This window comes from Parabacteroides johnsonii DSM 18315, assembly GCF_025151045.1.
Taxonomy (GTDB): Bacteria; Bacteroidota; Bacteroidia; order Bacteroidales; family Tannerellaceae; genus Parabacteroides; species Parabacteroides johnsonii.
The window spans coordinates 978,171-991,904 of record NZ_CP102285.1 but is presented as its reverse complement, the minus strand read 5'-3'; the positions used below and the strand labels follow the sequence as shown (position 1 = coordinate 991,904).

9 protein-coding genes are annotated in these 13,734 nt (G+C 42.2%); all 9 read right to left on the bottom strand.

What is annotated here, in order from left to right:
- Positions 1-17: 17 nt before the first annotated feature.
- The 9 genes from NQ564_RS04115 to NQ564_RS04075 all read right to left on the bottom strand — a co-directional run bounded on the left by NQ564_RS04115 (position 18) and on the right by NQ564_RS04075 (position 13,721).
- Positions 18-1,502 carry a hypothetical protein gene (locus tag NQ564_RS04115; protein WP_087375485.1) on the bottom strand — a complete coding sequence of 495 codons (1,485 nt, stop codon included), beginning with the start codon at positions 1,500-1,502 and terminating at the stop codon, positions 18-20.
- Positions 1,503-1,524: 22 nt separating this feature from the next.
- Positions 1,525-2,628, bottom strand: a complete 1,104-nt coding sequence (locus NQ564_RS04110) for a FimB/Mfa2 family fimbrial subunit (RefSeq protein ID WP_039848066.1) — start codon at positions 2,626-2,628, stop codon at positions 1,525-1,527.
- A 203-nt stretch (positions 2,629-2,831) separates the two neighbouring features.
- Positions 2,832-4,811, bottom strand: a complete 1,980-nt coding sequence (locus tag NQ564_RS04105) for a fimbria major subunit (RefSeq protein ID WP_008147704.1) — start codon at positions 4,809-4,811, stop codon at positions 2,832-2,834.
- Positions 4,812-4,865: 54 nt separating this feature from the next.
- Positions 4,866-6,314, bottom strand: a complete 1,449-nt coding sequence (locus NQ564_RS04100) for a DUF3868 domain-containing protein (protein WP_008147703.1) — start codon at positions 6,312-6,314, stop codon at positions 4,866-4,868.
- A gap of 12 nt (positions 6,315-6,326) precedes the next feature.
- Positions 6,327-6,926, bottom strand: coding sequence for a DUF3575 domain-containing protein (locus tag NQ564_RS04095; protein ID WP_008147702.1), 600 nt, complete (start codon positions 6,924-6,926; stop codon positions 6,327-6,329).
- 23 nt (positions 6,927-6,949) lie between these two features.
- Positions 6,950-7,255, bottom strand: a complete 306-nt coding sequence (locus NQ564_RS04090) for an HU family DNA-binding protein (RefSeq protein WP_008147701.1) — start codon at positions 7,253-7,255, stop codon at positions 6,950-6,952.
- Positions 7,256-7,743: 488 nt separating this feature from the next.
- On the bottom strand, positions 7,744-8,709 hold the full coding sequence (locus NQ564_RS04085; protein WP_008147700.1) for a tyrosine-type recombinase/integrase: 966 nt from the start codon (positions 8,707-8,709) through the stop codon (positions 7,744-7,746).
- A 1,001-nt stretch (positions 8,710-9,710) separates the two neighbouring features.
- Positions 9,711-11,438 (bottom strand): alpha/beta hydrolase, encoded by a 1,728-nt coding sequence (locus tag NQ564_RS04080; RefSeq protein ID WP_008147699.1) that lies wholly within the window; start codon positions 11,436-11,438, stop codon positions 9,711-9,713.
- A gap of 477 nt (positions 11,439-11,915) precedes the next feature.
- Entirely contained in the window at positions 11,916-13,721 is a 1,806-nt protein-coding gene (locus tag NQ564_RS04075; RefSeq protein WP_008147692.1) for a glycoside hydrolase family 88/105 protein, read from the bottom strand.
- Between the last annotated feature and the right edge of the window lie 13 nt (positions 13,722-13,734).

Sequence of the window (13,734 nt, the reverse complement as noted above, 5' to 3'; positions counted from 1 at the left end):
CGTATAAATTCATGTTATTAATTTCCTGTGTTTTCCCGTTCACGTACAAGGTAGATTGTGTAGCTTAGGGTACGGTCTAACAGTTTGATTTTCAGGGACAGGATGGCTGTTCCGTAAGCGTTTGTGATCGTCGTTGTGATAGTGCCTGTGCCATCGCCAACGGACTCGAGTGTGAGGTCCGGTTGGCCATCGCTATCTTTGGCGATCAGGCCGTTCGGATCGTCCACCAACGTGAGGTCATAATCCTTCTCGGTCAGCCCCTCAACCAACTTTCCTGTCACATCCCGCAAATTGAAAAACAGCTCTGTCTTGCCGGCATATTCCAGTGTGCAGGTGAAATCGTCTGCTACACCTGCTTGCATATAGTCGGGATAGCCGGCAATCGGGGCACGGCTGTTGCCGACGGCCAGTTCAAAGGTGTAGTCGCTAATGGTGATCGGGATGATCATGTGGTCGTTACGGCGGATATAGGTGTGGTTGGGCAAAGAGATCGGTTTCGTAACCTTCTCATCGTCCATCGTCATTAATAATGATATTTGGAAACGAGTTGAGGGTGTCTGCTCCCGTGTTGTTGCCAGGTCGGTTTCGTTGACATAATAAATATGGCCGGAACTTTTTGGATAAGTAGGTGTGCTTCCTTCCATTTTTTTCGGTGCTGCATCTAACGTTATAGTTTCGCCGTTCAACACGATAGGTTGTACAATCTCCCCATACGAACCCGAAGGAAGGAAAGGTGCATAGTCTCGTTTATCTTGGGCTTTATAATTACCGACACCATCCTTTTCCATTTCAGTTTCCATCGCCGGGAAAAACTTATGCGGCATCAGATAGACGTTACCATTCTGGAATCCGTCCATCTTGATTTCTTCGATTACGACTTCACCTTCATATTTGTTCGTGAACTCGAATTCTATTTTTGCAAACATTCGGTATAGGTCCAATTTCACATATCCTCTCTCTTTCGCAGATACTTCTGTGGAATCCATCAATGCACTCATCGGGATATGGTGTGTTCCATCCACCAAAAGCGGATTCGTCTCCTTCCCGGCGAAAAAACTGACTGCTTGTGTTGTTTGATCATTGGACAGGATTCCGTATGCCGAGGCTCCTTCTGTTAATTTAAGAATATCGGTTATGATAGGATCACTTTCTATCCGCTTTAAATTGGCAAAAGCAAAAACATATTTTTTGCCTTCCTCTACTTCGATATCATCGACCGAAACTTTGTCAACAGATTGCGCTGTTCCGCTAACGGCTGCTTCCACTTGGTTGGTTGCGGCATCGACGACATAGATGTAATAATCGTAGATCCCTTCAAGCTCTTTTGTCGGTGTATAATCATCATCCGCTTTCGTCGCAATATCCCGGCTGTTCAGCTCGATGCTGAGTTTGGGAGTGGCGGGGAGTTCCGGTTCCGGCGTGTTGCCTCCTTCCTCTTTGGAGCAGGAGGCGCACACGGCCGAAAGGAGTAATATATGAATTAATAAATAGTATGTCTTCATAGGTCTGACCTTATATAGGGGGTTATAAATCTGTATCGTTGTTGCGGATCACCCAGTCGTTGACTTCTACGCCGATGCACATATAGATGTAGTCGGGCGTCGGGTCGGGATCAGGGTCGGGATCAGGATCAGGATCGGGATCTGGGTCAGGATCTGGATCTGGATCAGGATCAGGATCTGGGTCGGGATCAGGACATTCCGGGCAATCCTGCCGTGCGAGGAAAAGCACCAAGGCATACTGGTCCTGACGGTCGAGGAACTCCTGGTCGCTCATGTCCGAATGTTCGAGCATCTTCGTAAGGGCCAGATAGGCATTCAGGTTGACGTTCAGGACCGGGGCTTTCTGTTTTTTGTAGGTGACCAGCAGACGATAGTTTTCGTCTGCCATCAGGCGCATGGTGTTGAGTTCGGCGAGGGCCACTTTCTGCGAGGGCAGGCCGTCGTAGGACGAGACGGCGCCGACTTCCACGTTTTCGCGGAGGTAAGGCAGGTAGGTGATGCTGTCGTCGTCCATCAGTTGGTTCTTATGGTGCATGTGGCCGTTGTCTGCCGTGATGGAGAAATCAAAGTCGTCGACATTCAGGCTTTCGCCGTTCGCGTCCTGGAGGATCAGACGAACTTTGTTTGTATTTTTTGCCAAGTTGACGATTTTTTCGCCGGTCTGGTCTTTTTCGATGGTCAAAGTGTCGAGGGCATGCCAAAGGCCGCACAGCTCGTTCGGGTTGTTGCGGTTTTCGTCACATTGCGTGCGTACGCAGAGATCCTCGAGGGTCGAGGTGCCGGGGTGCATCTCGCTGCACCGGTTGCAGTCGTCGCAAAGCCCTGCCCAGGTGACGAGCTGGTAGGTGCCGGGATCGAGCGGCAGGTCGATCCGGTTGCGTTTCAGTTCTTCCCCTTCTATCTGCCGTTTTTGCAGGAAAACGCCTGACTGGTCGAAAATAAACAGCGTGGCATGTTCCACCTCTTTCTGGAAGGCGTCCGCAAACTTCATATTATAGTCGTAGACGAAGCGAAGGTGGTAATCGCAAGGGGGCAGATCGTCGTCATACATATAATCACATGAAGTGGCCAACAACAAGCACTGCACACCAAGGCATACAGATAGTTTATGGAAAAAACTGTTCATATTATTCTTTGTTTTAAAATCTGTTTTTCATTTTAAAAGGAAAAGAGCGGGTGTGTCAAAATCCCTTTGTCCCCGCGCCCCTCGCGGGGCCGCAAAAAAAGCAAGCTTTATCAATCAGATGGTTATATGACTGGCTTTAATGCGATCCCGCGTCAAGCGCGGGAACAGGATAGTTTTGACACACTCTCATCTTTTGTTAATTATTAGAGTTCGATGTCTTCGTTGTAGCGGAGTACCCAGTCTTCAACATAAAGATCTACCTCCAAATATAATTCAACATCCTCATCTGGAGTATCAGGATCCAACTCTGTAATACCAAAGCCATTCAAGCTTTTTACTGACAACTTATAGATATTATTGCGGACAATACCGAATTCCATAATGCCCATAGCATACGAAACCATATTATTAGAGTGTCTGATCCAATAAGGGTAATAACAATCTACAGCCGTAACAGTTCCTTGTTTAATATCATAAAGATTATTCAAGTTCTCTTCAGATGATAACTTATCATCCTTATAAGTTTGCCAAGAAATGTAAGCCTGTACCTCGTCCCAGTTGATCGTGGTTGCATCTGCAATCTTTTTTAACTCTGCATACTTTTCATCCAAATACTTTCTATAGCCTAAATCCGTAGAAGCAAAATATCCCTTATAAGTTTCCAATTCAGCCAAAGAGTTAATTTCAGCTACAGCCTTTACACCGGCCTCTCCAGCAAAGTCCCAACCGGTCGCAGTTTTATCTACAGCGTCACCTTCCAGTTCTCCACCCATTGGTTTTTGAACAAAAAGTTGTTGAATGGATTCAAGATCTTTATAAGGCATTCCTTTATACATATATACAAGATCGTCCTCCTTCAAGTCCTCAGTTGACCAAGCTATTTTTTCAACATACGCCTCTTCATGTGATGTTGTAGCGAATTTTCTCTCGTAAGCCTTTAAGATTGTAGCAGTACCTTTGAAAACAACACCTGTTGAATAACCATTTTTCTGTGCTTCAGCAATTGTTGTATTTTCATTTACATACATAGCACGTTCATAAGTAGTCTCATCAGTCAAAGTATAAACATTACCTGTACTGAAATATTCCCCCCAGTAGGCAGCCAAAGTAGGATACGTTTTCGTATCACGAGCAAAAACAGGATTTTTATAAATTATAGATCTAGCTTCCAAATTCATGCTTACAGAACCATCAGCTTCAATTGTCTTCTTCTTGAAATCATAGTCTAACACATAATTTTTCTGTACCCCTGCAATAGGCATTTCATCACCTAACCATTCAATCATATTAGTATTTACGCCAGCAGATACTCTCTTAAAGTCATAAACATTTCCCTTAAACTGATTTACAACTGCCATTTCTGTTAATTGTACAGATGCTATTTGGTTTTTCTTATCCGTATTTCCATCCTTATCTTTTGCATAAATCGGATAGACATTAGCCTCTTTCTGTTCATTAACAAGTGTAGCCTTAAAGTCAATTCGTGCAGAAAGACGTTCCACTGTTACAGACAACCTTGCCGGAGATTCTTTGCTATTATTATATTGGTCGAAAGTGACATAACTTTCGCCAGATGAAGACATGACAAAAGATCCTTTTTCGCCGTTGCTGTTAGTCTTACCCTCTGCGATAACAGCATCTTGTAAGTCTTTAACAGTACTTGTTCCTTCTGTAATCTTTGCATAAAAAGCATTTTGATCTCCATCAGCCAAGTTAGTAATAGCAAGAACCGCATATCTCGGAGTATTTTTTTTATCAATTTCATCTTTTATAACGCTATAGTACTTCTCCGAGATCAAAATAGGTTCTATCGTTTTGACATAATTGGTTGTTGCCGCAGTTTCTTCCGGATGCGTCAATTCGTCTTCACCAATAAACAGTTTTCCAACAATTTTAGCCCCTGCATCCTGAATACCCTTAGTCCGTTCTACAAAAAACAGAGCTACATTCTCTACATAGTTTTCCGCATACGTACCAGCTTCGTTACCGTCACCTTCTTCACCACCTGTAGGATTATCACTGGCTTTAGTTTCCGGTGTATCCAAGGAAAAGTAGAGATAGTACTCTCCTTTAGCCTGCTCAGTTCCTTCCTCCGGTCCCCCCTTTTGGGTCTCCAGATCGTCACTACACCCTACCAGCGTCAATGCTGCTGCGAGTGTCCATAAGTAATTTTTTACTTTCATACTCTAAAAGTGTTTTTAATGATTAATAATTAAAGAGCCAGAATCAAAATAGATTTAGTTTAACTCTTCCCTTTTTTGTTTTACTTGTTGTTGGTTATAAATTGCCTGTTCCTTGACCGAAGGTTCGTTTTCGAGCGCACGGAAAATGGTTTCGGCATCATCGAGGTTTCCTTCCAAAAGCAGGGCGACAGCCTCGGCCAGACGTTTCTGGGGAGAATCCGGGGCTTTGGCCAGGTAACGACGTGCCTGGTCGATACGGCCCAATTGCAACGCCGTGTTGGCGGCGTTCAGGTTCGACACCGGATCGTCCGGGAACATACGGACAGCTATTTCGAACACTTCGCAGAAGGCGTCACTGCCCGGTTCGTAGGTCTGCGCCACCTGGAACATTTCGTTCAGGCTCAACTGCTTCGGGTCGCTATAAAGCAACTCTTTCGCCTCGTCGGCCGTGAAGTTGCGAATCTTATATTGCACCACATAGTCCGAATGGCGCAAAGCCGGATAGACCGTTTGCAGTATATATCTGTAAGGAGCACCGCCCGCCACCTGTCTCAGCTTCCATTCCTTTTTGTCCAGATCCTTTGGTTCGTCGGCACGGACGACAGCGAGCAGTTCGTCTTTCGCTTCGACATCGATCGTCTGGAGGCGTTTTTCAAGGCCCGCCCAATCTTCCGGCTCGAAATCGATCATCATCTTCGCACTGCCGAAGTCATACAGCCCCTGCACGTAGCCCGACAAAGCCTTTGCACGGTGTTCCGCCAAATAGGCGTTGTTGGCATAACTGCCTTCGGGAGAGGCATACCCCTTGATGCTGACTTCCGTAATCGTGGCATATTTGTCGTTGCGCACCGATTCGATCGTCTCACGGATCTTTTTCAGTTCCAACGGATTGTTGCGATATTCAGGATAGATCTCGATCTTGTTCACCGGGAAGTCCAGATAGGCGCTCCCCTCTTTGGCACGCACTTTGACCGCCTCGGCTTCGGGGGTGATATAGGCCATGAGAGGGGCCAAAACGAACGGTTCGCCGATGTTGATCGGGAACAGGCTCGCCTCGCCGTTGCCGATCGCTTCCCAGCCGCAGCCGCACGTATCGATCGCCATCACCAATTCGGATTTCTTCATCCAGTCGCGAAACTCCACACGGGCGTGATAGTCCATGCGCTGCTCCGTCCCGTTCTTGCGATAGACCTCGAACTCATTGTTTTCCATCCGGTCGCGATCCATCCGTTCATAAAGGATATGGCGTGCACGGCCGTTTACGATCAATGGTGGAAGTACCGCCAGGCTGTCGCCGCGACGAACAGTTGGGAGATACTGAATGGAGCGGTCTGAAGCGACTTTCAGCGAACTCAAGTCCACCGTCATGTCTACTACCAGCCAGGAATCGGCGCGTTCCACCATTTTTCTTTCTATGACCAAGCGGTTATTTCCCGTTTCCTGTGCGGAAAGCAGAAAACAAGCTCCTAAAAAAAGACCAGTTGTCGTTAGTATGCGTTTCATAAGGGAGTTCGTTTAGAATAAATACATGATACTGATGGCGGCCTGCGTCGAACCGAAATAATGTTTGTGCCCGCTTTCGATCTTGGACCCGCAGTTGGCACAGGGATATTTGTCGTAATCCAGATAGAGGTATCCCACACCGACAGTCGCTTCCAGATTCCAATGTTTCGACAGCAGCCACTGGTATCCGTAGCTGACGCCGACACCCGTCCCCCAGCCTTGCGAACGCTCGTTTTCCACTCCGAGCAACTTCACGTCCGACACGTTGTACAGCAAATATGGGATATGCAAACCGAGAAAATGTTTATGAAAACTTTCACAGAACCAATAGCGCAGTTCCGGATGCAGACGCAAGTGTTTCAATGAACGTCCGTAACTGCCGTCATCCTTTTTTCCATCGAAAGGGTTCAACCCGGCTTCCAGTTCCAACGTCCATTTTTTAGCCAGCCGCACTTCTACTCCGGCATTGAATGTTGCCGTTCCCCAATAAGGAATATTGGTTTTGACACCTACGACGGCTCCTTTATCTTCGATCCGGTGCTGCTCCTGGGCGTTCAAGGCAAATGTGGTACAAATCAAAACCACAAACAAAACAAGTCTGTTTATTTTCATTGGATATATCGATTATATTATATTTATGCTTTGTCGCTTTCCATATCGTCCGCCTGCCGGTTCAGCAGGTCAACCAGATGCTTCCCCGGGACGAATTTGACCGAGTTTCGTGGCTGGAAAATCATAGGTTCTCCGGTTTTCGGATTCCGCACGGGCCGACTGGCCTGATGCCATAACCGGAAACTTCCGAAGTTTTGAATAACGACTCTTTCTTCTTCCAAAAGACTGTCTGCAATAACGTCGGCCAACGTATTAATCACACTGCAAACCAGATCATGTGGCATATTGAGTCGATCAGATATAATTTCAACCAAGCTATGTTTATTCATTGATTACTATTATTTTATGGTTCATTCTGTATATTATAGCCCGTGTACTTTGTTTATCAACTTATTTGCGAAATAAGATTCGGCTATGTTTTTTTGACAAATTATCCTTAATAATCATAGATTTTGAAGTAAAATAACCAATACAAAAAGTATAATTACAACATACAGGCTTAATTAAGGCTTGATTATAGAGGATACAAAAAGTATATATAAACAGTAAAATCTGTTAAAAATATAGATGCTTCAGGAGGGTTACATTCAGAAATAAGTTTTTTAGATAATTATTGTTTTTCAAAGATAAAAACACACAATAAGTCCCCATTTGGTCTTTTATATTTCGTAAAAAAACCATCTGTAACGAGATAAAATGTTTGTTTTAATAAAATTAATCTTCTTCCTTTGTATTAGAAAACCAAAAGTTCGTTTTATTTATGGTAATCCCATTTAATAAACGCTTTATTTTTCAGGTATTTGTGGTATAATCGCACTTATTTCGCAAATAAGTGACATTGCTTGCCTGTCAACAACGTTTCCAGTCCTCCTGTCACCACCTGATTAGCTTTGTTCAATACCGAAACATCCAATTGAGCCAAATAGATCCGGGTTGTTTTTTCCGACGTATGCCCCATCGCCTGGCTGATTACGGCTATCGGGATATTGCAACGTAAGGCTTCCGATGCCCAGGTATGGCGCATGACATAAGACGTGAGTTTTGCCGGGACATTCAACAGCTCGCCTATCTTTTTCAAAGATCTGTTGTGACCGGCCAACAATAATTTATACCCTTGGTAATCGGTCCCGTCCGTCAGTACCGGAAAGATATAAGGTCCTTCGTTTTGATATTTTTCCATCAAGAGTTGCATGCCGGTCGTCATTTTTATCCTGATTTGGACACCGGTCTTATGACGATTATAAATGATCTCATCTCCACTTATATTTTCCTTTTTCAAATGGACAATATCCACAAAAGGCATTCCGTAGGCCATAAAACCGAACAAAGAAAGATCGGCAGCCAATTCCAACTTCCTGTCTTTTTTTAAATCCACGGCCGCTATCTGCTTGATGATATCGACCGAGACTGCCCGTTTGGCCGTTACTTCACGTTTCAGTTTCAGTTCACCGAAAGGATGATCTTTCACCTTAACCAACTGGCTCCGTAAAGCCGCATTGAATATGGCCCTCAAACTGCTCAAATAACTGTTGATCGTGTTCGTCTTCAACCGGAGGCATTGCAGATAATTAGTAAAATCCATGATCAGAGTCGAATTCAAATCCGATAGCCTACATTTTTCCTTTCCGCAGAAATTCCGAAAATGATAACCGGCTGCCTGATACAGATCGGCAGTGCTGTCTTTCCCGAGAAGACGTTTATCATGTGCACGTTCATTTATATAATCTCCAAATACACGAGTTCCATTCCTCTCTTTTTTGCTCAATCGATAATATTTTTCCATATTTCTTCCTTATATATATTTGTAATACAACAGATAATCCTTGAAACCGGTTCATAACCACTCTTAGGATAAAGCCGGACGACAATCAGGAAAAATCAGAAATAAATGACAATATCCCCCTCATTTGCCAATAATATATCTATACTACTGGCTACTACCACATTACAAAAAAGAGCTGTTTCTTAAAAAATATTACTACCGCGGGTAATTTTATCTACATGGGGTACAAAATCGAATTAGACGCAATGGTATTTTCGATTTGGACCAATGGGGATTTTGGGAAATATACAATAAGAGGGTTCTGACACATTTACATTTGCAGTATTAAATATCCTAATAAAAATATAAGTGTATATTTGAAAAGAAGAGTTGCTGAAAACTAACTTTGACACTAGGCTCTAATGGCTATAGACTGAATCAGACTACAACTCTCTTAATCGGAAAACCTAACCAGTTAGAATTGTAGGCTCATGTCCAACAGACATAATAAATTATTAATTTTCAATTAATTACATATTAAATTCATTGAAATCCTAGATAATACAATCGCTACCTCCTCTTTTGGAGAGGAAACGAAGTACACACTCTTCCATGCTCGGGTTGAAATAAATCTGAATAACATCAGGCAGCAATATCGAGATGCCTTCGTGTACAGCACTATTTGCAGAGGGAATGTTGCGAACGCTTATTGGAGTCATAAGTTTAGAGGTTGGCTCATTTGACTTATGATACTTCTTATGCCAATAATGATAGGTAAAAGTTGGTATTAATACTTACTTAAGATACTCTTTCATACTCAAACCACTGTCTTATCACTTTTGTTACAACTTTAAGAATTTCAATTCGGTCATAATACCAAGCATGTTATAGTTATTGTTCAATGCAAGTGCAAAATAACAGCTATAACTCAATTGCTACAATATGTATTTTAATGGATGCTTACAATAGTTATAAAAGAAGAGAAAGAAAAGAGTTTTTTCATCTTTTTTTCGTTCACATTATTATTCCAATATTTTCTGATCACGGAGAAAATCAGCTATGCGGTCAAGCCATGTGTAACTTCCGGTATCCGGTGAAGCCTGACGCTGAAAACAATGACTACGCAAAGCAAGCGTATGCAATTCTGACTGTATCCCCATTGCTCTCATTTTTTCCCAAACTTTAACCGAATTCATGCTGGCCCATCCATCGGCATCGCCATGAATAAAAAGCATTGGAGCAGTATTAATATCAAAGCTAAATTCAGGCACAAGGATGGCACTGTCGTCATTACCACGGGTGGAGTTATGGTCTTCACTACCATCGGTGAGCGCATAGGCGGGGTAAATTCCAATTCCCCATTGTACATTACATGGTAATCGGTCGATGGCATCATTAGGCCAATATGAATTATGCAACGAAGATGTGACACCCATTAAAGTTAAATGCCCACCGGCCGAACTGCCCATAATACCAATCTTGCTGGGATCAAGACCATATTTCTCAGCTTGTGACCGCACAAGACGGATGGTTCGTTGTAAGTCTTCCCAAGCTGTGATATGCTTATGTAAACCTTTGGGGCGTGGAGTACGATATCGAAGCGTTACTACTGTCATACCTAAATCGTTGAGATAACGACGTGCAGGAGCCACTTCGAAATCATTAGGATTATTACCTTCATAACCACCGCCACTGTAAATTATCTGAATAGCCTTTGTTTTTTGTTTTTTAGGAAAATGCCATTCTATATAGGGTGTCAATTGATGGTTTTGAGTATTTGGCATTTGACCTTTAACCCATACATCTTGACGTATCACTTCTCGGCGAGAATTATCACTGGCATATCGATCCATAATTCTTTCCTCCGGTTTTAATATTCCTGTGACACCTAGCTGCGTTAAGAACTCAATGCCACGTTCCAAACCGAATGCGCCATGTCCGCGATTGGGATAAAGATGCAACTCTGAGGGTATATTCATACTTCTAAGTTTACGATATATGAGAGTACTTCCATTGGGGGAATAAATGTCAGTACCGCCATGATGAAGGCTCATCGGACATGTATTGGCATCAAACTTAAAACATGATGATAGTTTCACGTCCAAACCATACCCCTGAAGCCATGCAGGAGTACCGGTTTCTCCATCGGTGGTAACATATGCCGGAGCATTTACAATGGCATAATTGATGTTACACGGCAAGGAGTCGAGTGCGTCGATGGGAGTATAAGCCGGAATCGTTGAACTTGTAGCCAACATCAAAGCAAGATGTGATCCTGCCGACATTGATACCGTACCGATCTTGTTGGGATCATATCCGCGTTTTTTAGCTTGGCTACGTACTAAACGCACTGCACGTTGCCCGTCTTCCCAAGCACTTTGATATATGGGTAAACCCTCGGGACGGGGAGTGCGATAAACGAAATTGACACATTGAAAACCCTGTTTAGTAAATGTTTCACGCCACAGATTAATGAGGTCTACATCGCAACAGCTCATATAGCTGCCACCGGAAATCAAGATCATACATCCACCGTTGGCTACCTCTTTCGGAGGCGTATCATACCATTCTAAATAAGCTCCTCTATGGTCATTAGCCTTGAATCCGGCTTTATTGGTTTCGTTTGTCATGGCGGCTATTTGGTGCGGTTGTGCATCGGGCATTTTGTTCTTAGCCCACACTGCTTGACGTTGCCAAGCATTAGCATGTATAGTAATGCACAGACTAATTAAAAATAATAATTTTTTCATGAAAACAAAAAATTAAAAAGTTAACATATAATTTATGAGACAAATTTACCTATAATCTCTGGAATAACCGCAGAAAATAGAGGATATATCACTAAATATACCCGTATGTAGGGTGTTTGAAGAGGCATAAGAGAACAGATAAAAAAATAGGATAATGCAAAGAAAAGTGGATTTGTGAAGTAGTACGGCTACCAAATCGTTATTGCTGTTTCTCAAACACTTCGTTAAAAAATCATTTATCAAACGGTCATAATCATAAGCATCCAATAAAGTACATATTGTAGATTCATAAAAATAGAAAACTCTTTTGATCAATTTTGTGCTTATTGAGAAGGGATACAAAAACCAACCAATACACAGCACACTGATCATCAATAATTTGACTTATTTTTATATTATTTACTGAATATCCCTAATATTTAGCCTACGATAAGCTCCAATCTTCTTATAGAATTGTTTAAAGATTTAACAACTACTTTATTTTTCTACTAATTTATGGATTTCCATTGCAGCAAAAAGAACAGCGAAAAGACCATGCGTATCATCTTCATAAAAAGGACGATTTATATAATAATTAACATCGTCTGTACACATAGTCCCATAACAGATATTATAAACAGTCCCATTTTTATCAATTTGCGTCTTAATTGCATTCCAGGCTTTTTCCACTACGGGTTGATAAATCTTACGATCCAGCCATTTTTCACGGATACCTCTAGCCATAGCCATTACAAAAATTGCTGTCCCGGAAACCTCATCACGTGATTCCGGATAATCCACTACATTCGGCCAAAAGCCCCGCTCATTCTGATAACGAATTAAAGACTTAGCATGTTTACGAAAATGTTTTAATATTTCCCTATAGTGTGGATGATTTTCAGGCAAATACAATAATACTTCGCTCATAGCCCACATTCCCCAACCATTTGCACGAGACCAATGAGGCATCTTTTTATCACTATCTGAATAACGAGCATGTACATATAAATCAGCAGTCTCATCCCAAACAATCTTATTGAAGTCTAATATTTGGTTGGCAGCATCATTAAAATAATACTCCCGATCTGCATCTGTATTTGAAAACAAAGCAGCTTGAATCAAAAAAGGAATCCCCATAAACATATCATCCACCCAAGTTGTATATTTTTGAGGTGTCACACGAGTAAAAAGACTGTAACCGGGCAAACGAATCTGTTTTTCCTTAGCATAAACCAACATACTATCAATAAACGAAAGATATTCAGCCCGATTTACAAAAGAAGCTTCCTTCCGCAAGCGATAAATAAAAGGGAGAGACGGAGCCAATTTAAAATCGAGTAATGGGGTATTAGTAAGTAGTCCGTTCGGCACATTATCTTTCCCCAATACATTCTTTTCATACGAAATAAAAGGAACACTTCTCAACTGAAAATCACAAAATTCATCAGCATATTTACCATACTTCGTTTTTCCCGTCATCTCTGATAAAACCTTCATAGCCCAAGCCAAACCACCATTATGGTAATTCCAATGATAATTAGTACCCCAAGGCTTAGAGTCAATCAAATTTCCTATTATATCAATTTTAGGTATTGTCCAAGTAACCGGTCCTTTCAAACCGGCATACATAAATCCAAACTCTTGATTTTTCTCAGGAGGATATATGGGGTTTAACCCTTTTTCACCCGAAAAAGGGCCGATTATCAACCAATTTGTTACAGAAGCAATCGATTTATCCACCTGTTCCATCCGATTCAGTCCAATTTCAGGATAATCCTGTTCCTCAACCACAGCTCCTTTCATCGTAGGAGGTTGTAAATAAACTTGCCATTTTTCACATCTGCCAACTGATTTGATGAGAAGAGTATTTATTCCTTTTTTCAACTTCAAGGCAACACGAAAAGGCAACTCGATGCTACGTTCTTCATATAAAAACACCAATTCACGACACCCCTCTTTCCGATACACCTCCTGTCCATTTAACCAAATCATACAAGCGTCATTATGACCTAGTTGGACAATAAATTCTCTATCTTCCTGAGTGGTTAGTTGCGTATAAGCATACGCAACTGCCGGTCTTCCAACCGTATAATTACGACCAAAATCGACCTTCTGAATACCATTAAATATATTACTATTGCTTTCCAGTTCCAGCTTATAAGCAAATGGTGTTTCCTTCACCAATCTATCTCCAATCAAACAAGCCACATCCAAGGCACACATAGAAGAATCTATTTTTTCCTTCGAAACACATGGAATGCTCAAACTTGCAAAGAGTAAAAAAAGAGCCAATCGTACTTTCATAATTGTCCAACAA